The organism is Xanthomonas campestris pv. asclepiadis, assembly GCF_020784175.1.
GTDB lineage: Bacteria > Pseudomonadota > Gammaproteobacteria > Xanthomonadales > Xanthomonadaceae > Xanthomonas > Xanthomonas campestris_D.
Genome location: NZ_JAJGQM010000005.1, coordinates 78,372 through 98,430, shown reverse-complemented (window position 1 = coordinate 98,430; position 20,059 = coordinate 78,372). Strand labels below are relative to the sequence as shown.

Sequence of the window (20,059 nt, the reverse complement as noted above, 5' to 3'; positions counted from 1 at the left end):
ATGCGCGTACTGCCCGGCCAGACGCCACCGGGCCACTTCCTCAGGCGGTCAATCGCCAGGCGCGATGGATGCGCGCATGCCGTTCGAAATCCGGGTCAATGGTGCGCGGGCTGATTTCCTCGCACTGCGCAAACTCGGCCACCAGTTCCTCGTCCAGCTTGAAGCGACGGAAGTTGTTGGAGAAATACAGCACCCCACCCGGCGCCAGGCGCGCCACTGCCGCGCGCAACAGCCGCACGTGCTCGCGCTGGATGTCGAAGTCCTCGGCGCGTGCGGAGTTGGAGAAGGTCGGCGGGTCGCAGAAGATCACGTCGAAATGCGCCCGCTCGGCTTCCAGCCAGGCCAGCGCGTCGGCCTGTACCAACTTGTGCTTGCTGCCGGCCTGGCCGTTCAGGGCCAGGTTGTCGGCGCACCACTGCAGATAGGTGCCGGACAGATCCACGCTGGTGGTCGAGCTTGCCCCGGCCACCGCCGCTTCCACGCTGGCCACGCCGGTGTAGCAGAACAGGTTGAGGAAACGCCGCCCCTTCGATTGCATGGCCATGGTGCCGCGCAACGGGCGATGGTCCAGGAACAGGCCGGTATCCAGGTAGTCGAACAGATTCACCCGCAGCAAGGCGCCATGCTCGCGCACGTTGATGAATTCGTTGCGCTGCTCGAAGCGGCCGTACTTGCTGCCGCCCTTGCCGCGCTCGCGCGATTTGAGCGCCACGCGTTCGCCCGGCACCTCGAACACCTCGCGTGCGGCGGCCAGCAACTCGCCCAGACGGCGGCGCACGTCGGCTTCGGGAATCGTCGCCGGTGCGGCGTATTCCTGCACATGCAGAAACACGCGGCGATCGCCATCGGCCTGCTGGTACACGTCGATGGCGGCGGAATACTCCGGCAGATCGGCGTCGTAGACGCGGAAGCATTCGATGCCTTCGCGTGCGCGCCACTTCTTGAACTTCTGCAGGTTCTTGCGTAGGCGGTTGGCGACCATCTGTGCGCCTTCGCTGAGCGCGGTCGGCGCCGCCAGCGGGGTGCGCCGCGGCACCGCAATCGGGTCGCAGACGATCAACGCGCACTCGATCGCGCCATTGAACAGCTGGTATTTCTTGCCCGCACGCAAGCCGGTGGCATACGCCAGCTCGGCGTTGCCGCACAGCAGGCTGGCCCGCCATTGCGGCACCGCACGCTGCAGGGTATCGCCCAGGCGGCGATACAGCGCCGCATCGGCAGCCAGGCGTTCATCGTAAGGCGGATTGCACACCACCACGCCGGTGGCCTGCGGCGGGGTCTGCAGATCGCCCACCTCGCGCACGCCGAACCAGATCGCCTCGGCCACACCGGCCACCTGCGCATTCTCCTTCGCGGCGCGGATCGCATGCGGGTCCATGTCGCTGCCGTGGATCACCTGCCGGAGCGCGGCGCGGCCGAGACTGTCGCGCTCGCGCGCTTCGCCCACCAGCTGCTGCCAGCCCTCGCGGTCGAAGCCGCGCCAGCGGCTGGGGAGATCGCTGCCATAGCGCTGCAGGCCGGGCGCCACGTCGGCGGCCATCAGCGCGCCTTCGATCAGCAGGGTGCCGCTGCCGCACATCGGATCCAGCAGGCCGCCGCCATCGGCGTAGGCGCGCGGCCAACCGGCGCGCAGCAACACCGCTGCGGCCAGATTCTCCTTGAGCGGCGCATCGTTCTGCGCCATGCGCCAACCGCGCCGATGCAGCGGGCCGCCGCCCAGATCCACCGAAATGGTGGCGCGGCCCTTGCGCAGCGACAGGTTCAGACGCAGATCCGGGCTGTCCACATCCACCGACGGACGTTCCAGGCCCTGCCGGCGCATGGTGTCAACCACCGCGTCCTTGATCCGCTGCGCCGCGTAACGGGCGTGCGTGATCGCGGTACCGGAGACATGCGCGTCCACCGACAGCGTGTGGCCGACGGACAGGTGCTCGTGCCACGGCAACTCGGCCACCCCGGCATACAGCGCGTCCTCGTCCGGACAATCGAACTCGCTCAGCGGCCACAGCACGCGGCTGGCCAGACGCGACCACAGCACGGCGCGCTGCGCGTCGCGCAGATCGCCTTCGACGTTGACGCCGGAGATGGTGGCGGTGGCCTTGCTGGCACCGAGCGACAGCAGCTCGTCGGCAAGCAGGTATTCCAGGCCCTTGGCACAGGATGCGAAGAATTTCACGTAGGCAGGTATCGATGGAGACGCTGGCCGTGGGGGCGAGCGTGGGAGCAGGACGCTGGGCCGGCGCCCGGGAGGGCAAAGCCGTGGCCGCCGCGGACGGGGCGCAAATGGTCGGCCATCGGCGCCGGCTTTACCAGCCCGCCGGCCGGATCGCCCGCCACGCGGTTCACCACGGCGCCAGCCGCCACTGCGGCTGCGCAGTCTCCAGGCGCTGTCGCAGGCCCAGCCGCTGCAGGAAGGCGGCATCGTGCGAGGCGACGATCAGCGCCCCCTGGTAGCTGCGCAGCAGCGCCTCGATCGCTTCCACCGCGGCCAGGTCCAGGTGGTTGGTCGGCTCGTCCAGCAACAGCAGTTGCGCCGGCTGCGCCCGGTACAGCGCGCAGGCCAGCGCCGCCTTGAGCCGCTGGCCGCCGCTGAGCTGGCCGGTGGGCAGGTCGGCACGCCTCTGGTCCAGCCCCAGCAGCGCCAGGCGCAGACGCTGCGCATGCGAGGGCGCGCCCGGGTCTGCATCGTGCAGTTGCGCAGCGGCCGAGCGCGCCGGATCCAGCAGCCCCAGGTCCTGATCCAGATACGCCACCGGCACATGCACCTGGCACTGCCCCGCGCTGGGCTGCAGGCGCCCGGCCAGCAGCTGCAGCAACGACGACTTGCCGCTGCCATTGGGGCCGACCAGGCCGATCCGCGGCTGCCCATGCAGCAGCAGATCCACCCGCCGCCCACCCAGCCGTCCGTCGGCCAGCTCCACCTGCTGCAGCGTGGCCAGCTGCCGCGATGCGCCGGCGGGCGATGTCGGCGCCAGTAGCGCGATCGTGGGGTCGTCCTGCACCAGCGCTGCGGCCTGCACCACCGCCTCGCTCAACCGCGCCTGTTCGACCTGGCGTTGCTGTTGCAGCCGCCCCGCGCTGACCTCGCTGCGTTGCTTCTGCGCACCGAGCAGGATCGCGGCCTGGTTGGCCTGCCCTGCAACACGCGCGCCGCGTACCTGGCGCTGCTGTTGACGCTGCTGCTGTTCGCGCAGCGCCTGCTCACCGCGCGCACGCGCCTGTTTGCGCTGCGCCAGCAACGCGCTGGCCGCCTGCTGTTCGATGGCGCGCTGCTGCGCATAGAACGTGTAATTGCCGCCGTAGCTGCGCAGCCCCTGCACGGACAATTCAACAATGCGCTGCATCGCATCGAGCAGGCCGCGGTCGTGGCTGATCACCAGCAAGCCACCGCTCCACGCCAGCAACTGATCCATCAGCCGCTGGCGTTGCGGGCCATCCAGGTGATTGCTGGGCTCGTCCAGAATCAACAGGTCCGGCCGGGTCAGGAACGCACCGGCCAGTGCCACGCGCGTCGCTTCGCCGCCGCTGAGCTGCGCGGCCGGTGCACGCGGATCGCGCCCACCCAGGCCTTGCCGTTCGAGTTCTGCGGCAAAGTGCGCATGGGCGGTCCAGCGCTCGCCAACCAGTTCAAAATCGGCGGGCGCAACGCTGCCGGCGGCGATACGGTCCAGCGCATCCAGCAGCGGCGCGACACCGGCCAGTTCGGCAATGCTCTGCCCCGGCGCCACGCGCACGCGCTGCGGCAGGTAGTGCACGCTGCCGTTGCGCACGCAACGCCCGGCGCTGGGCAGCAACTCGCCGGCTAGCAGGCGCGCAAGCACGCTCTTGCCCACGCCATTGCGCCCGACCAGTCCGGTGGCGCGTTGGTCGATGTGGATCGTCAGATCGGAAAATAGCGGGTTGCCATCGGGCAGCACATACGCAACGCTTTCCAGCGTCAGCGATGGATAGGTCATACGGGTCTCCATTGCATGCCAGCACACGCGCCGATCCAAGCGGACCAGCAGCGGGGTCAGGCCGTCATCACGACGGCGGCATCAATGGCGCATTGGACCAATCCTCAGGCAATGGGTAGCGCGGCAAGTGTAGGTCAGCCCGCAACGCAAGCCAAATCCCTGGCGCAGCGGCCCACTCAGCGGGCCGCAGGTCTGTGCGCAACCACCGTCGGAAAGATGCTGGCGCGATCATTGATGAAGTGGATATCGACGAACCCGGCGCTTTCCAGCTGCGCACGGGTCTGCGCGTGGGTGCGGAACGAGGCCCAACGCGCCTGGACGATCTCGGCGAACACCAGGTTTTGCAGCATCAGGGCCTCTGGATCAATGTTTTCCAACTTCCACGGCGACTCGGCAGACAGCGTCGGCGGCGGCGTCAGGAAACTTGCGACCAGCACGCCGCCTGGCGTCAGCCTTTCGAAAAATGCGCGATACAGTGCGATCACGCGCACCTCGTCCGGCTCGTAGATGTTCAGGCCATTGCTGCTCAGCACGTCCACGCGTTCGCCAGGACCCGGCGCCCATGCGTCCTCGAGACGCAGCGAAAGCTGCCCCTCCAGCCTATGCGCTCGTGCGAGTTGCAGTGCCCCTTCCAGGGCCTGCGGGTCCAGGTCGATACCGATCAGGCGCACGTCCGGACACTCCCGGTAGTCCAGCAGCAACAGCTCGCCCATCCATCCACAGGGCACCGATGCCAGCGTCATGCCTGGCCGCAGCAGCGCCTGCAGCTGCTGCCTGAAGATGCCGAAGCGTTCGCGAGTCGCCAGCACCGCGGGCGCCTCTTCGAAGATATGCCGTTCCATCGCCGACATCGAATCACTTGGCTGCGCATCGGCGCGATACGTCACCAGCCGATGGGTCCAGTAGGCATTCAACCCACGATGCCTGAGCAGAAACCGGCCGAATTCGAACGACCAGAGCGCATCGACCAGACCAAGCAGACGCTGGACCACCGCATCGGGCCGGTCACCGCTCTGGCGCAGGCGCGATGTGAGCGATGCCAGCACCGCTGCATCGTCCTGGTCATCGCTGCCGTGGGAAATCAGCCGGCCCGCCTGCGCGGCCTGGCCCAGGTCTTCGTCATCACGTTGCATCGTCCACCTCGACGGGAGCGCGCCAATCGCAGCGCTCGCCATGCTGCGATCAGTCCCGGTGCGCTGGCGTCTCGATCGCGATGGAAGATGCCGCCGAGCGAACGGCAGCGGCACAGAGGCCTGCTGCGGATCTCGGCGACGGGGCGAAGACCGGACTCAACCCAGCCCGAACGCCGGGTGATAGGCGACATCGGCCAGCGGCAGCAGACGGTCGCCGAATGCCAGCGCCTGCAGCTCGGATGCCGGGACACCAGGCAACACCAGCCCCGGCTCCACCACAAAGCCCAGACGTCGGAAAAACGCCGGCTCGCCCAATGCCAGACAACCGGCTGCGCCACGCTCGCGCAAGCTGGCCAGTGCTGCCTGCACCAGGCGTGTGCCCAGCCCCTGGCGCTGATGCCCAGGCCCGATCGCCAGCGGCCCCAACGCGTACCAGCCGGGCGAGTCGTCCGACAGCCACACCGGCGATACCGCCAGATGCCCGACCACATACCCGTCGTGGTCGGCCACCAGCGACAGCGCCAGCGCGCCGTCATTGCGCAAGGCGGCGATCACGTGCTGCTCGTCGTGGCGGCTATGTTCGTCGCGCATGAACGCGACCATCGTCAGCAGTTCGATCGCCGCGGTATCGCCATCGCTGGCTTCGCGAATCAGCACGTTCATCGCAGGCCCCGCAGCACGCACACCTTCAACCGGTTGCGCATCACAGGCTCTGCAACAGTTCGGCGAAGGCGCGTGCCGACGCATCCACATGCGACGCCAGCCGGTGTTCGTCGTCGACCAGCAGCAAGCGCGCATGCCGCGCCTGCGCCCAGGCGATCACCTCGCTGGCCGGAATCAATTCATCGCGCCAGGCATGCACGATCGAAATCGGCACGCGCGCCGCATCCAGTGCCGGCAACGGCCCCATCCGGGTCGGCGGCACCATCAGGAACAGCCCGCGCGTGGGCACCTGCAACGACACCTGCGCGGCGATATACGAGCCCAGGCTGGAACCGACCAGCACCAGCGGGCCCTTGTCGGCCGCTGCACGCGCGATCTCCAGCAGGCGTTGCAGCCGGCCTTGCACATCGCCGAGCGAACTCACCTCGCGGCGTGCGTCCAGATCGGTGTAGTCCGGGCGCTCATGGGTCCAGCCCAACTGCGCGGCGACATCGGCCAGAGCGGTGACCTTCAACGCGTCCGGGCCACTTTCGAAGCCGTGCGACAGGATGCAATGACCGCGGCTCATAGCGCCTGAACCGTATCGCCGATGCGCAGCACCCCGCCACGCAGAACGCGCGCGCACAGGCCGCCATGGCCGCGCATGGCGTTATAGCCGCCCGCACCCAGCGCGTCTTCCATGCGCGAGCACGGATCGCAGGGATCGGTGCCTTCCAGCTCGACATCACCGATGCGGAAACGCCGGCCTTTCAAGGCGATCAGCGGAATGCCGGACACCACCAGGTTGCGGCGCAAGGTGGCGGGCGCAATCGCGGTGTGGCCGGCCAGTGCCGCGATCACCGGCAGATGTTCGGCCTGGATCAAGGTCACCCCGCGCTTGCCGCTGCCGCCTTTGTAGCGGTCGCCGACCAGACCGATGCCGGTGGTAGCCTGCGCCGCGTCCACCTCGATCATCTCCACGTCGCGCGCCGGGCGCACGCCGATCCAGGTCACCTGGCCGGCCTGCGGCAGGGTTGCCATCAATTTGCCCAAAGGGCTGTCGGGATTCAAAGCCATCGAGCAATGCTAGCATCCGCCCCATGTCCGATGCCGTCCTGCCGTCGCCACCGATCACCTACGCGCCGTTGTCCTACGAATCGCGGCTGGCGCGACGCCCGCTCACGCAGATCGACATGGTGGTCATCCATTGCACCGAATTGCCCGACATGGCGATGGCGCGCGAATACGGCGAACGCGTGCTCTACGACAGCGGCACCGGCAACAGCGGGCATTACTACATCGACCGCAACGGCAGCATCCAGCAATACGTCGCGCTGGAGCGCGTGGCCCATCACGTGCGCGGCCACAACCCGCATACGCTGGGCATCGAACTGGTCAACAGCGGTCGTTACCCGCACTGGCTGGACTCGCGCCATCAGTGCATGAGCGAGACGTATCCGCAGGCGCAGATCAATGCGCTGATCACGCTGCTGCAGTGGCTGCAACAGCAGCTGCCATCAGTACGCCGCATCGCCGGCCACCAGGCACTGGATACCACCCAGGAAGCGGCAAGCGACGATCCGTCGCGCAAGATCCAACGCAAGCTTGACCCTGGCCCGCTGTTTCCGTGGCCGCAGATCGAAGCGGCGGTCAGCTGGTCGCATACGCCGCGCTAGCAGCGGCGCACACAAGGCCATCGACACTGCGTGCTGTCCTGGGTTGTTCGGTGCTCAGCGCTCGGTCGCGCGGTAGGTCTTCTCGCCTGCATTCACCGCCAGATCCAGGCGATTTTCTGGCGATGCGATCGGGCAGACCACGTGCGGTGTCAACGCGCAGGGCGGATTTTCTGCCAGATTGAAGTCGAGCACGAGCCGGCCATCGTGTGGCGGCGCGGTGTAGAGATAACGCGCGCCGCCATAACTTTCCTTGCCGCTGGTGCGATCGGCGAACAGGAAGAACAGGCCCTGCCCGTCGTCACTGACGATCGGCTGCAACCGGTAATCCTGGCCATTGCGCGAAAACACCGCCTCGCCCGGCACCTCGACGGTGAGCGGAGTGCCGATCGACGTCAGCAATGTGGTCGTGCGCGGGGTGGGATACGCCTGCCAGCGCGCATGTATGCGCCACTGCGGATCGGTCGGAAAATATTCCAGCCCGGCGAAATGGCTCAGCAGCGGCGCTGCCGGGTCGCGAAAACGCCAGCCGAACAAGCTGCCGGTCTGCACCAGATAGAACTGCCGCCCCTCCACATCCAGGCGATCGCCCCGCTGCCCTGCGCGCTCCGGCTCCAGGCGTACGCGATCGACGCGCTGCCCGTTCAAGTACACCGGTACATGTGCGGCGGCGTCGAAGTGCACGCGGCCGTCGCCATCCAGCGTCAGCTGCCCCAGGTGCGCAGGACCGGCCGGCAATACCAGATCGCTGCGCGGATCGCTGCCCACCTGGTAACGGCCTGCACGCACACGCCCGGAGCCGGTGTAGCTCAGCCAACCGTCGGGCGCGCGCAAGCGCTGCACGCGCTCGGCGCGTGCACGTTCGAGTTCGACCTGATACATCGCGTGGCGGTCGCTCTGTCCACGACCGGCGATGCGCGCACCGTTGGCGTCGGCGGTCGACCCCGCCGAACAGGCAGCCATCGACAGCATCGCGACGCATAGCGCGCCGACCTGCAACTGCAACCGCATGAGTCACCCAGCACTGCGAGAAACTGCGCTCCGCGCAGCGAACCTGCGTCCCCACAGGTCACCGTTCCTGCCGCCATTGTGCCTGCAATCAGGGGCTGGTCGCGACCGGACGTGTGGAATCCTGCAACCAACCACTCCAGGACCCGGCGTAAACGCGCGCGCCCGACAAGCCGGCCACTTCCAGTGCCAACAGCAGATGGCACGCAGTGACGCCGGAGCCGCACATCACCACCGCCTGCTCAGGACGATAGGCGCCCAGCAGCGCAGCCAACTCGGTGCGCAGTTCGTCTGCCGGCTTGAAACGCCCGTCGCGCAGGCTTACGCCCAAGGGGCGACTCACCGCACCGGGCACATGCCCGGCAACCGGATCGACCGGCTCGACCTCGCCGCGGAAGCGCTCGCCCGCACGTGCATCCAGCAACCAGCCAGGCGCCTGATCCAGTCGCGCCAGGATCTGCTCAGCCTCGACCACGGCATCGCTGTCGAAGCTGCCTGTATACGCGGCACCATCGCGCACTGCAGGCGGCTCGGTGCTTTCCGGCAAGCCGGCAGCGCGCCAGGCGGCCAACCCGCCATCGAGCACCGCCACGCGGCGATGTCCCATCAACCGCAGCATCCACCATGCCCGCGCCGCGGCCATGCTGCCGTCGGCGGCGTCGTAGATCACCACCTGGCTGGCCGGGTCGATCCCCCACGCGCCCAGTCGCCTGGCGAATGCCGCGCTGTGCGGCAGCGGGTGCCGCCCCTGTGCAGGCAGCGACAGATCGGCCAGGTCTTCGTTGAGATCGACGTAGTAAGCGCCTGGCAGATGCCCTTGCGCATAGGCCTTGCGCGCGGCATCCGGGTCCGGCGCTGTCGGTGGCGCCGCGCGCGCGTCCAGCAATCGCAACTGCGCATGCGGCAATGACGCTGCCAGCGTGGCGCTGTCGACCAGCGTGGTCCAGTGGGGTTCCGCACTCATGCAACCTGCTCCAGACGACGACGAAGATTGAGGAGAATGGCCGCGGTGGCACCCCAGATGCGGTGGCCCGGCCAGTCGTATTCCAGCACACGGCGCGGCCGGCCGCGAAACTCCAGCTCTACGCTGCGCAGGTTGTCCGGATCCATCAGATAGGCCAGCGGCACTTCAAATACCTCGGCCACTTCGTCCGGCTGCGGCACCGCCACGAACGCCGGGTTGATCACCGCCACCACCGGCGTGACGCGAAAACCGCTCACGGTCAAAAACGGATCCAGATAGCCCAGCGCATGCACCTGACCAGCGCCAAGCGCGATTTCCTCGCAACTCTCGCGCAAGGCTGCAGCGGCCGCATCCACATCGGACGGCTCGGTCCGTCCACCGGGAAAACTGACCTGCCCGGCATGGTGACGCAGGCTGTCGGTGCGCCGGGTCAGCAGCACCATGGTGCCCTGCGCGCGCGGCACCAGACCGCACAGCACCGCGGCCTCGGCGGACGCGCCGCCCTCGGTCAGATCGATCAATTCGGCATGATTCCAGCCCGGCCCGGCGGGCGCGGTGTCCAGCGCATACAACGCACGCCGCAACTGCGCCCATTCGGGCAGCCGCGCGGCCAATGCGCGCGCCGGCAGAACCGTGTGCAGATACTCCTGACGTTCGGCGTCGCTCATGCTCATCCAGCGTGCAATTTCATCCAGGCTGCGCAGGCAGCCGACACAGTGCGCCTGCGCGTCCAGCGAACATACACCGATACATGGGCTGGGCAGGCCATTGCGGTTCGAATCCGTGTCGCTCATCGCTGGCTCCCGCCGCACCGCGTCGTCACGCCGTTCGTCCATCCTCTCGCACATATCCGCCGGACCCAAACGACAACGCCGGCCTGGTGGCCGGCGTTGTCACAGCAACATCGAATGCAATTACTTGACGCTGACCAGCTTGATCTCGAACTGCACAGCCACGTTCGGCGGGAACGGGGTGCGCGGGTCGGCACCGTAGGCCTTCTCCGGCGGCAGGGTCACTTCCCACTTCGAGCCAGCCGGCATCTGCAGCAGCGTGTCGCGCATGGCCTGCATTTCGACTTCGCTGACCTTGATGGCCGGGATCTGCTGCGCCGGACGCGCCTTCTCACGGTCACCGAACGGGAACGGACCGGCCACTTCCAGCTGCACGGTGCTGGCCTGGGTCGGCTTGGCACCCTTGCCGGCTTCGATCACACGGTACTGCACGCCGCTGGGCAGGGTCTGCACGCCAGCAGTACCCTTGTTCTTGGCCAGGAACTGGTCGCTCTTGGTCTTGTTGGCAGCAGCGGCCTTGTCGTACTCGGCCTTGGCCTGCTGGGCACGACCCTGCTCACGCTTCTGGAACGCTTCGACAGCCGGCTTCAGCTGGTCGGCAGTGATCGCCGGCTGCTTCTTGGCATAGGCGTCCTGCAGACCCTTTACCACCGAGTTGATGTCGAGTTGCTCGCCGCGACCGGTGAGCTCGGCAAGGTTGTTGCCGTAGTCATAGCCGAAGTAGTAGCTCAACTTGCCCTTCTCGGACGTCGTGTCCTGGGCCAGTGCATTGCCCGTCAGGGCCAGGGCCGCCACAGCGACCGCGATAGAACGCAACTTCATCAAACAATTCTCCAGGGTGGTGGCACAGGACGGGTCTGCCGCCTGAGATGACGCGCTAGGATAGCGGCCGCGATACCGAACCGCTACTTATCACGAAAGCTAAGACCAGCAAGGCTTTCGGAAGTTCCGCATTTACTAATTTTTTACGTTCGTAAGGATTTCCATGTCCAATCACGTCATTCTGATCGCCGACCACGCCAGTGTACGGACGATCACGGTCAACCGACCGGACAAACTGAACGCCTTGAACCAGGAAACGCTGCGGGCGCTGGATCACGCCTTCGCCGAGGCAGCCAGCGCTACCAACATCCGCGTGGTGATCCTGACCGGCGCCGGCCCCAAGGCATTTGTCGCGGGTGCGGACATCGCCGAAATGCGCGAGCTGTCGGCGATGCAGGGCCGCGAGTTCTCGCTGCTCGGTCAGCGGCTGATGCGCCGGATCGAGCGCATGCCCAAGCCGGTGATCGCCATGGTCAATGGCTATGCGCTGGGCGGAGGACTGGAGCTGGCGATGGCCTGCCATCTGCGCATCGCCACGTCCACCGCGCGCCTGGGGCAGCCGGAGATCAACCTCGGCCTGATCCCCGGTTTCGGCGGCACGCAACGGCTGCTACGACTGACCGGGCGAGCTGCAGCGCTGGAACTGTGCCTGCTCGGCTTGCCGATCGATGCGCCGCGCGCATTGCAGTTGGGTTTGGTCAATCGCGTGGTCGAGCCGGAAGCGCTGCAGGAAGAAACCCTCGCTGTGGCACAGCGCCTGGCCACCGCCGCGCCGCTCGCGCTGCGCGGCATTCTGGATGCGGTGGTGTTCGGTGGCGAATGCGCCATCGAAGAAGGCTTGCAGCTGGAAACCGCGCAATTTGCGCTGCTGTTTTCCAGCGACGACATGCGCGAAGGTACCGGCGCGTTTCTCGAAAAACGCCCCGCGCACTTTCTCAATCGCTGATCGGCTTGCCATGACGTTCGACCCCACACCGGCACCACGTCCACTGCCCCTTCAGCTGCTCGACTGCGTCCACGCGGACGATCTCGATCGTGCGTTGGCACTGGGTTTGATGGAGTACCGGCCCGATCCACGCGATGACCTGCTGGATCCGGCCTGCCCGCAGCTGAGCGCGGTGCTGCTTGCCGCACAACGACGGCTGCGCGATGCCTGGGCTGCACGCGAACGCTACCGCGCACGCGCCGCGCGCCTGCAACGTCGTGCCGCCGAACGCGATGCACGCCGAACGCCTGCGCCGGCGCCCAGTCAACCCGCCGGAGCCGCATTACCGCCGCTGGCCGCGGCCATCCTGGCACGCGCAAAGGCCAAGGCCGCTGGCGGAACACAACCATGAACGCGATCCGCCCGAGCCCGCCCGTAAGGCGCGGCAACCTCATGCGCAAGCCTGAGATACAGGAGATGTTCGCGCGGCTGCGCGAGCTCAATCCGCACCCGACCACCGAGCTGGAATACACCACGCCCTTCGAGTTGCTGATCGCGGTACTGCTGTCGGCACAAGCCACCGATGTCGGCGTCAACAAGGCCACCCGCAAGCTGTATCCGGTGGCCAATACCCCGCGCGACATTCTCGATCTCGGCGAAGAAGGCCTGAAGCGCTACATCGCCACCATCGGCCTGTTCAATGCGAAGGCAAAGAACGTCATCGCCACCTGCAGGATCCTGCTGGAGCAATACGGCGGCGAAGTACCGCACGATCGCGCTGCGCTGGAAGCCTTACCCGGGGTCGGCCGCAAGACCGCAAACGTCGTGCTCAACACCGCGTTCGGCGAACCCACCATGGCGGTGGACACGCACATCTTCCGCGTCGCCAACCGTACCGGTCTTGCCCCGGGCAAGGACGTGCGCGCGGTCGAAGACACACTGGTCAAGGTCATTCCGGCCGAATTTCTGCACGACGCACATCACTGGCTCATCCTGCACGGCCGCTACGTCTGCAAGGCACGCAAGCCCGATTGCCCAGGCTGCGTGATCCACGACCTATGCCGCTACCGCGACAAGACCCCCGCCCCCGCCGAACGGACAACAATTCCAAAAGGCTAACCAGGCGGCACGACAACTAACCTGCAGCCGACGCTAGACAATCACGCCGGCAGCGCAAACCCGTGCTTTTGCGATTCCCCAATCCCGATTCCCGATTCCCGGCTCCAAAAAAAATCGCGACCGGATGATGCGTCTTGCGGCGCCATGCATCACCCGGTCACGATAGAGGTCACCCGGCGCGAGCGCCGGGCGTTGTAGCAGGTTTACGCCGCCTTGGCTTGTTCGACGCGCTGTTCGACCAGCACGCTTTCCACCGCTGGCTGGCCTTCCACACGTCGATCCAGCTCGTTCCAGTCCACCACCAGCTCGCAGCCACGCGAGGCCGCATTCCGGCTCCAGTCGCGCAACAACTCGATGCAGGCATGGTCGACGTGATGCAGCTTGGCCACATCCAGATGCAGGGCGGTGTTCGGCGGCACGCTTTCCAGCGTACGCGCCATTGCCGGCACCTTCAGGAACGTTGCCGAGCCTTGCAGGGTCAGATGCATCTCGTCCTTCTTGTGCTCGTGCTCACGCACGTCCACCTTCAGGCGCGAAGAATGCAGGGCAAGACGGAACAACGACAGGCCGAAGCCGATCAGCACACCGGTCAACAGGTCGGTCGCCACGATCGCGAAGGTGGTCGCCAGATAGATCGCCGCAGTGCCACGACCATAGGTCGCCAGCTCCTTGACCTGCCCGATCTTGATCATCTTCACGCCCGTGTAGACCAGGATACCGGCCAGACATGCCACCGGCGTCATCCGCAACAGCCACGGCAGCAGCATCGCAAAGACCAGCAACCAGCCGCCATGCAGCACCGTGGACATGCGCGTGGCCGCACCGGCCTGCACATTGGCCGCGCTACGCACGATCACGCCGGTCATCGGCAATGCGCCCAGGAAGCCGCACAGCATATTGCCCACGCCCTGCGCCGCCAGTTCACGGTCGTATTGCGTACGCGCGCCCTGATGCATGCGGTCCACCGCCGCCGCCGACAGCAAGGTCTCTGCGCTGGCGATGAAGGCAAAGGTCACCGCCGACACCAGCAACGTCGCGTTGAACACGCCAAAGATGTCCGCCACGCTGGGGATGCTGATCGCCGAGAACAGATTGGTCGGCACATCGACCTTGTTGACGTTCAGGCCCTGCAACTGCACCGTCGCCGTGACCACCACCACCGCGATCAACGCACCCGGCAGAAAGCGCAGACGCTGCGGACGCAGCTTGTCCCATGCCAGGATGATGCCGATGGTGGCCAGGCCCACGAACAACGCGGTGCGGCCGGTGCCTTCGGTGACTGCCTGCCACACCACGGCCGGCAATGCAGCGAAGTTTTCCAGACCGCGCGCCTTGGGAGCGGCATCCATCAGCACATGCGCCTGCGAGGCCACGATCAGGATGCCGATGCCCGACAACATGCCGGCCACCACGGCCGGCGATGTCATCCGGAACCACACGCCTGCGCGGCACAGACCGGCGATCAACTGAATCGCACCGGCCAGCAGGATCACCGGACCGAGTGCGGCAATGCCGTGCTCGCGGACCAGTTCGAACACCAACACAGCCAGGCCGGCGGCCGGTCCGCTCACCTGCAGAGGAGAGCCCGCCAGGAAGCCGACGACCAGCCCACCGATGATGCCGGTGATCAGGCCTGCGGCCGGCGGCATGCCGGAAGCGATCGCAATCCCCATGCACAACGGGAGCGCGACGAGGAAGACCACGACAGACGACAACAAATCACGTCCGAACAGTCCCTGGCGAAAATATCCGCCGATACCTGATGTGTTCATGATGTGCTCCGTCAGGCGAGTTCAGCGCGCACGACTTGCTGCAGTCGCGGACGCGGGGTGGCTTCGGGGGTGTTGTCCGCCAACAACGGACGGAAGCCACCCTTCTCGGCATCGAAGGCACGGATCTCGCCATGGGCGATGTCGTAGATCCAGCCGTGGATGCGCAAGGTACCGGCCGCCAGACGTGCGGCGACCACCGGCTGCGTGCGCAGATGGTCCAGCTGCGAGACCACGTTCTCTTCGGTCATGCAGCTCAGCGCTTCCTGGCTGTGCGGATCGTGGCCGTGATGGGCCGTGACGTGCCGCGCCGCATCGGTGTGCTTGAGCCAGGCCGCCACGGACGGCACGTCCTCCAGCGATTCCGGCTTGAGCGCGGCCTTCATCGCGCCGCAGTCGGTATGGCCGCAGATCACGATGTGCCGCACGCCCAGTACGGCGATGGCGTACTCGATCGCCGCAACCACGCCGCTGACATGCTGGGAGTAAGGCGGCACCACATTGCCGATATTGCGATAGACGAACAATTCGCCCGGTTGTGCGGAGAAGATCAGCTCCGGCATGACGCGCGAGTCGGCGCAGGTAATGAACAACGTGTGCGGACTCTGGCCGCCGGCCAGTTCCTGAAAGCGCGCACTCTGGCGCGGATACACTTCCTTACGGAAATGACGAAAACCTTCTAGCAAACTTTCCATGGGAGATACCTCTAGGCAACGAATGGCCATCCGCGGCGCAAACCGCGAAGTGCAAAGACGAACAAATCAAAGGAAGCCGGTGCGCTGCACCGGTTGACGCGACTAACGAAGGATCAGGCGCGCGCTGCGTTGGGAGGACGCAGTTGCGGGATCAGGTCGCGTTTTTGAGTTGCCGGCGCGTAATGCGCATACCAGGAGGGAAAATAACGTGCGACCACCGGCCATGCTTGTGAGAGCAAGGGGATATCGTCTGCAGAATGGGTATCGACCTGGGTCTGTGCATCCCCGTCGCCCTGCAGATCATCGGCTGCGTCACGTTCTTCGCCAGCATCCGCCATTACCGCCACGCCATCGCCCACAAGCGCATCGTGGATGCGGTCGTGCGCATCGGCCGCCGACCACGCAGTGAGCGCGAGCAGGCAGACCAACAGCAATTGGAGGAATCGGGGAAACATGGCCTCGAAACTAACAATTTAGAACGCGCCTGCGCAAGTGGTGCGACGCACAAAGCGCCTGATACGCCATCGTTTCACCTGGTTGGTTCAGGTCGCAATAAGCTTGAGCTCGCTGAAACGGTGAACCACGCCACTGTCACATCTGTCATACGACGCAGCCCGTTCAGACTCATGACACACACTGACAAAAAACAAACACGCGTAAATCTTTGTCTTTGTTGACAAAAACCGGATTGGAACGCGATCCGAAGTTGTCACATTAACGCAACTTTCACGCCATAGCCTGCGCTCACTTTCTCAGGTCGCAAGGCACATATGAAACTTTCTCCCACCCTGCTTGGCTCCGCCCTGCTGCTGGCGCTGGCCGCACCTGCCGCGCACGCCGAAATCGCCATCGACGTGATCGGCGGCTCGGAGATGTCGCTGGAAGGCCTGGTCCAGGCTGATGGCAACTGGTTCCACAACGATGTGCAGGATCTCAACGGCCCCATCGGTGCCAATGGCGACAATTCCGAATTCAGCATCCGCCGTGCCGAGCTGGTGCTCAAGGGCAAGGGCCCGGGCAATTTCGAATGGGTGGCCGGTTACGACCCCAGCGTGCTGAAGGACGTCACCATCCGCGGCACCACCATCCGCAGCACCGGGCGTTTCCTGGACAACAACATCAAGTACAAGTTCGCCGGCAACGCCAACAACTATCTGCAGGTCGGCCAGTTCAAGCAGCCCAACAGCCTGGAAGAGCTGTCCAGCACCAAGAACAACGACTTCGTCTCCAAGGCCGCAGTGACCAACACCTACGGCATCTCGCGCCGGCTGGGCGTGGCCTACGGCATGGGCGACAACGACTGGAGCATCACCGCCAGTGCGTTCGGCCGCGAACTGACCCGCAACCAGGCACACGGCAGCGGCTACGGCGCGCGCGGCACCTGGGCGCCGATCAACGAGAGCGGCAACGTGCTGCACGTCGGCCTGAGCTACCTGGGTTACGACACCGACGACGACACTCTGCGCCTGCGCGCACGCCCGGACGCCGACCTGACCACGGTGCGCCTGATCGACAGCGGCGCCATCACCAACGTGGACAGCGTGGGTGTGGCCGGAGCCGAGGCGATGTGGATCACCGGCCCGTTCAAGCTGCAGGGCGAGTTCTTCCAGGAAAACGCCAAGCGCATCGGCAACAACGCCAACGATTACAAGAGTGACGGCTGGTACGTCAGCGGCGTCTGGAACATCACCGGCGAGACCTGGGGCTACAAGGCCGGCGTGCCGACCACCCCGCTGCCGAACGCACCGGCCTCGGGGATGTGGCAGCTGGCGGTGCGCTACGACACCCTGGACCTCAACGACGGCCACCTGGTCTCCAACGGCACCACCCCGTTCGTGGACGGCGTGCTGGGCGGCAAGATGGATGTGTGGACGGTCGGCGCCAACTGGTACTGGCGCTCCAACTTCAAGTTCGCACTCGACTACGCCAAGGTGGAAAGCACCCGTTACAACAGCGCCACGCGTGGCCTGGTCGACGACAACCCGTCGATCATCGAGGCACGTGCGCAGTTCTACTGGTAAGTGCGCGACGGTGTGGCCGTCGTGGCGCGCTCTTCCTGGCGCCACGGCGGCAACCACCCTGGCCCGACCCGGCAAAGCGCCCGGCCGCAACGCTGTCATCTGCATGTCATCTCCCGGACACCGCGCGGTCATGCCCCTGCCCTGCAATGGCACGACCGCGGGACGTCCTCATCCCTTCGCTACAGGAGCTGTTCCGTGATCCACTCTTTGAAGACCCGTCTGGCCGTCGGCGTGCTCACCGCCTCGCTGGCCTTGTGCGCCGAGGCCGCCGATGTCACTGGCGCCGGTGCCTCGTTCATCTACCCGGTGATGTCCAAGTGGTCGGCCGACTACAACGCGGCCACCAAGAAGCAGGTCAACTATCAATCGATCGGTTCGGGCGGCGGCATTGCCCAGATCAAGGCGGCCAGCGTGGACTTCGGCTCGTCCGATGCCCCGCTCAAGCCGGAAGAACTGGCCGCTGCCGGTCTGGCGCAATTCCCGTCGGTGATCGGCGGCGTGGTGCCGGTGGTCAACGTTCCCGGCGTGGCGGCAGGCGCACTGAAACTGGACGGCAAGACCCTGGGCGACATCTTCCTGGGCAAGGTCAGCACCTGGAACGATCCGGCGATCGCCGCGCTCAACCCGGGCGTGAAGTTGCCCGAGGGCAAGATCACCGTGGTGCATCGCTCCGACGGTTCGGGCACCAGCTTCAACTTCACCAACTACCTGTCCAAGGTCAACCCGGACTGGAAGAGCAAGGTCGGCGAAGGCACCGCGGTGCAGTGGCCGACCGGCATCGGCGGCAAGGGCAACGAGGGCGTGGCCGCGTACGTGAAGCAGATCAAGGGCGGCATCGGCTATGTCGAGCTGTCGTATGCGCTGCAGAACAAGATGGCCTACACCGCGATGAAGAACGCCGCCGGCAAGTTCGTGCAGCCGTCGGATGAGACCTTCGCCGCCGCCGCCAACAGCGCCGACTGGGGCAACAGCAAGGATTTCTACCTGGTGATGACCAATGCCTCCGGCGACAACGCCTGGCCGATCACCGCCACCAACTTCATCCTGGTGCAGAAGAAGCCCAAGAACGCGGCCGGCCTCAAGAACACGCTGGAGTTCTTCCGCTGGGTCTACAGCAAGGGCGATGCGCAGGCCAAGCAGTTGGATTACGTGCCGCTGCCGGACAGCCTGGTGACCCAGATCGAAGGCTACTGGGCCAAGAACCTGCCCAAGTAACGCCAGCCACAGCGACAGGAACGACGCCGTCTCTCTCCCCGGCGTCGGAACCGGGACGCGGCCCCACGGGGTCGCGTCTTTTTTGTGATGCCTTCTCCAAAAGGCACTGTCATGCACGTGTAACAAAAACATCATTTCATAGCGTGGTCTGCCGGGTCCCCCGGCCAACCCAGCCTCGGAGCTTCCATGAAACTGCAGTCGGCCAGCCTGACCGCCCTGTCCCTCACCATCGCCCTCGCCCTGGCCGCCTGCTCGCCCGGCAAGGATGCGCAGTCCGGCGATACCGCCAAGGGCGCGCCCAGCGCGGGCGCCACCGCCGGTGACAGCAAGAGCGCCGAGATCTCCGGCGCCGGTGCCTCCTTCATCTATCCGCTGGTCTCCAAGTGGTCGGCCGACTACAACGCCGCCACCGGCAACAAGGTGAACTATCAGTCGATCGGCTCCGGCGGCGGCATCGCGCAGATCAAGGCCGGCACGGTGGACTTCGGTTCGACCGACAAGCCGCTGGACAGCGCCGAACTGCAGCAGGCCGGCCTGGGCCAGTTCCCGTCGGCGATCGGCGGCGTGGTGCCGGTGGTGAACCTGGAAGGCATCGCACCGGGCAAGCTGCGCCTGACCGGCGCGCTGCTGGGCGACATCTTCCTGGGCAAGGTCACGATGTGGAACGACGCGGCGATCGTGGCGGCCAATCCGGGCGTGACGCTGCCGGCGACCAAGATCAACCTGGTGCATCGCTCCGATGGTTCAGGCACCACCTTCAACTTCTCCAACTACCTGTCCAAGGTCAGCCCGGAGTGGAAGAGCAAGGTCGGCGAAGGCACCTCGGTGCAGTGGCCGGGTGGCGTCGGCGGCAAGGGCAATGAAGGCGTCGCCTCGTACGTGCAGCAGATCAAGGGCTCGATCGGCTATGTCGAACTGGCCTACGCACTGCAGAACAAGATGCCGTACGCCTCGCTGCAGAATGCGGCCGGCCAGTGGGTGGAGCCGAACGCGGAAAGCTTCGCCGCCGCTGCCGCCAGCGCCGACTGGGCCAACGCCAAGGATTTCAACCTGGTGATCACCAACGCACCGGGCGAGAAGGCCTGGCCGATCACCGCGACCAACTTCATGCTGATGCACAAGCAGCCCAAGGATGCGGCGCGCAGCAAGGCGACGCTGGACTTCTTCAAGTGGGCGCTGGACAACGGCCAGGCCCAGGCCAGCGAACTGCATTACGTGCCGCTGCCGCCGGAGCTGGTGAAGCAGATCCAGGCCTACTGGGCCAGCGAGTTCAAGTGATGCCCTGCACCCGCCGTCGTGGCGGGTTGCGCTGCGGCGAGGTGCCTG

The 20,059-nt window shown here is 66.0% G+C and carries 22 protein-coding genes; 8 read left to right on the top strand and 14 right to left on the bottom strand.

The window, feature by feature from the left end; all coding sequences use genetic code 11:
- Positions 1-40: 40 nt before the first annotated feature.
- The 7 genes from rlmKL to LL972_RS04180 all read right to left on the bottom strand — a co-directional run bounded on the left by rlmKL (position 41) and on the right by LL972_RS04180 (position 6,808).
- Positions 41-2,176, bottom strand: a complete 2,136-nt coding sequence (gene rlmKL / locus LL972_RS04210) for a bifunctional 23S rRNA (guanine(2069)-N(7))-methyltransferase RlmK/23S rRNA (guanine(2445)-N(2))-methyltransferase RlmL (RefSeq protein ID WP_228326518.1) — start codon at positions 2,174-2,176, stop codon at positions 41-43.
- Entirely contained in the window at positions 2,173-2,364 is a 192-nt protein-coding gene (locus tag LL972_RS21680; protein WP_228326517.1) for a hypothetical protein, read from the bottom strand. The genes rlmKL and LL972_RS21680 overlap by 4 nt, the downstream gene beginning before the upstream one ends.
- Positions 2,343-3,956 carry an ABC-F family ATP-binding cassette domain-containing protein gene (locus LL972_RS04200; protein WP_228326516.1) on the bottom strand — a complete coding sequence of 538 codons (1,614 nt, stop codon included), beginning with the start codon at positions 3,954-3,956 and terminating at the stop codon, positions 2,343-2,345. The genes LL972_RS21680 and LL972_RS04200 overlap by 22 nt, the downstream gene beginning before the upstream one ends.
- Positions 3,957-4,132: 176 nt before the next feature.
- Positions 4,133-5,089: an SAM-dependent methyltransferase gene (locus tag LL972_RS04195; RefSeq protein WP_228326515.1), complete on the bottom strand. Its 957-nt coding sequence runs from the start codon at positions 5,087-5,089 to the stop codon at positions 4,133-4,135.
- A gap of 156 nt (positions 5,090-5,245) precedes the next feature.
- Positions 5,246-5,752 (bottom strand): GNAT family N-acetyltransferase, encoded by a 507-nt coding sequence (locus LL972_RS04190; RefSeq protein ID WP_228326514.1) that lies wholly within the window; start codon positions 5,750-5,752, stop codon positions 5,246-5,248.
- A gap of 40 nt (positions 5,753-5,792) precedes the next feature.
- The gene (locus LL972_RS04185; protein WP_104582788.1) at positions 5,793-6,320 is read right to left on the bottom strand and encodes a YqiA/YcfP family alpha/beta fold hydrolase; all 528 of its coding nucleotides are present in this window, start codon (positions 6,318-6,320) and stop codon (positions 5,793-5,795) included.
- Positions 6,317-6,808 (bottom strand): MOSC domain-containing protein, encoded by a 492-nt coding sequence (locus LL972_RS04180; RefSeq protein WP_228326513.1) that lies wholly within the window; start codon positions 6,806-6,808, stop codon positions 6,317-6,319. Before LL972_RS04180 ends, LL972_RS04185 begins: the two co-directional genes overlap by 4 nt.
- 23 nt (positions 6,809-6,831) lie before the next feature.
- On the opposite strand from LL972_RS04180, the gene LL972_RS04175 reads away from it, so the two are divergent.
- Positions 6,832-7,407: an N-acetylmuramoyl-L-alanine amidase gene (locus LL972_RS04175; protein ID WP_228326512.1), complete on the top strand. Its 576-nt coding sequence runs from the start codon at positions 6,832-6,834 to the stop codon at positions 7,405-7,407.
- Positions 7,408-7,461: 54 nt separating this feature from the next.
- Here the strand turns inward: LL972_RS04175 and LL972_RS04170 are convergent, their stop codons facing one another.
- From LL972_RS04170 to LL972_RS04155, 4 genes are all read right to left on the bottom strand, one after another.
- Positions 7,462-8,415: a DUF1684 domain-containing protein gene (locus LL972_RS04170; RefSeq protein ID WP_228326511.1), complete on the bottom strand. Its 954-nt coding sequence runs from the start codon at positions 8,413-8,415 to the stop codon at positions 7,462-7,464.
- A gap of 88 nt (positions 8,416-8,503) precedes the next feature.
- Positions 8,504-9,376: a sulfurtransferase gene (locus tag LL972_RS04165; RefSeq protein ID WP_228326510.1), complete on the bottom strand. Its 873-nt coding sequence runs from the start codon at positions 9,374-9,376 to the stop codon at positions 8,504-8,506.
- A complete protein-coding gene (locus LL972_RS04160; RefSeq protein ID WP_228326509.1) occupies positions 9,373-10,170 on the bottom strand; it encodes a CoA pyrophosphatase in 798 nt (265 codons plus the stop codon). The genes LL972_RS04165 and LL972_RS04160 overlap by 4 nt, the downstream gene beginning before the upstream one ends.
- A 120-nt stretch (positions 10,171-10,290) precedes the next feature.
- A complete protein-coding gene (locus LL972_RS04155) occupies positions 10,291-10,989 on the bottom strand; it encodes an FKBP-type peptidyl-prolyl cis-trans isomerase N-terminal domain-containing protein (RefSeq protein ID WP_016902469.1) in 699 nt (232 codons plus the stop codon).
- 163 nt (positions 10,990-11,152) lie between these two features.
- Here LL972_RS04155 and LL972_RS04150 point away from each other — a divergent pair, with 163 nt between their 5' ends.
- Genes LL972_RS04150 through nth form a run of 3 tightly spaced genes read left to right on the top strand, consistent with a single transcriptional unit; the run spans position 11,153 to position 13,033 of the window.
- Positions 11,153-11,935, top strand: a complete 783-nt coding sequence (locus LL972_RS04150; RefSeq protein ID WP_228326508.1) for an enoyl-CoA hydratase/isomerase family protein — start codon at positions 11,153-11,155, stop codon at positions 11,933-11,935.
- Between the two features lie 10 nt (positions 11,936-11,945).
- Positions 11,946-12,326 carry a hypothetical protein gene (locus LL972_RS04145; protein WP_228326507.1) on the top strand — a complete coding sequence of 127 codons (381 nt, stop codon included), beginning with the start codon at positions 11,946-11,948 and terminating at the stop codon, positions 12,324-12,326.
- Positions 12,323-13,033: an endonuclease III gene (nth, locus tag LL972_RS04140; RefSeq protein WP_228326506.1), complete on the top strand. Its 711-nt coding sequence runs from the start codon at positions 12,323-12,325 to the stop codon at positions 13,031-13,033. Before LL972_RS04145 ends, nth begins: the two co-directional genes overlap by 4 nt.
- Positions 13,034-13,236: 203 nt before the next feature.
- Here nth and LL972_RS04135 read toward each other — a convergent pair whose 3' ends face one another.
- The 3 genes from LL972_RS04135 to LL972_RS04125 all read right to left on the bottom strand — a co-directional run bounded on the left by LL972_RS04135 (position 13,237) and on the right by LL972_RS04125 (position 15,856).
- On the bottom strand, positions 13,237-14,805 hold the full coding sequence (locus tag LL972_RS04135) for a SulP family inorganic anion transporter (protein ID WP_228326505.1): 1,569 nt from the start codon (positions 14,803-14,805) through the stop codon (positions 13,237-13,239).
- Between the two features lie 11 nt (positions 14,806-14,816).
- Positions 14,817-15,497: a carbonic anhydrase gene (locus LL972_RS04130; protein ID WP_228326504.1), complete on the bottom strand. Its 681-nt coding sequence runs from the start codon at positions 15,495-15,497 to the stop codon at positions 14,817-14,819.
- Positions 15,498-15,610: 113 nt separating this feature from the next.
- Positions 15,611-15,856 carry a hypothetical protein gene (locus LL972_RS04125; RefSeq protein ID WP_228326561.1) on the bottom strand — a complete coding sequence of 82 codons (246 nt, stop codon included), beginning with the start codon at positions 15,854-15,856 and terminating at the stop codon, positions 15,611-15,613.
- Here LL972_RS04125 and LL972_RS21675 point away from each other — a divergent pair.
- From LL972_RS21675 to pstS (LL972_RS04105), 4 genes are all read left to right on the top strand, one after another.
- Complete coding sequence (locus LL972_RS21675; protein WP_228326563.1) at positions 15,755-16,174, top strand: hypothetical protein; 420 nt, start codon at positions 15,755-15,757, stop codon at positions 16,172-16,174. The genes LL972_RS04125 and LL972_RS21675 overlap by 102 nt on opposite strands.
- 93 nt (positions 16,175-16,267) lie before the next feature.
- Positions 16,268-17,518, top strand: a complete 1,251-nt coding sequence (locus LL972_RS04115) for an OprO/OprP family phosphate-selective porin (protein ID WP_228326503.1) — start codon at positions 16,268-16,270, stop codon at positions 17,516-17,518.
- A gap of 195 nt (positions 17,519-17,713) precedes the next feature.
- On the top strand, positions 17,714-18,733 hold the full coding sequence (gene pstS / locus LL972_RS04110) for a phosphate ABC transporter substrate-binding protein PstS (protein WP_228326502.1): 1,020 nt from the start codon (positions 17,714-17,716) through the stop codon (positions 18,731-18,733).
- A 186-nt stretch (positions 18,734-18,919) separates the two neighbouring features.
- Entirely contained in the window at positions 18,920-20,011 is a 1,092-nt protein-coding gene (gene pstS, locus LL972_RS04105; protein WP_104552763.1) for a phosphate ABC transporter substrate-binding protein PstS, read from the top strand.
- The last annotated feature ends 48 nt before the right edge of the window (positions 20,012-20,059 follow it).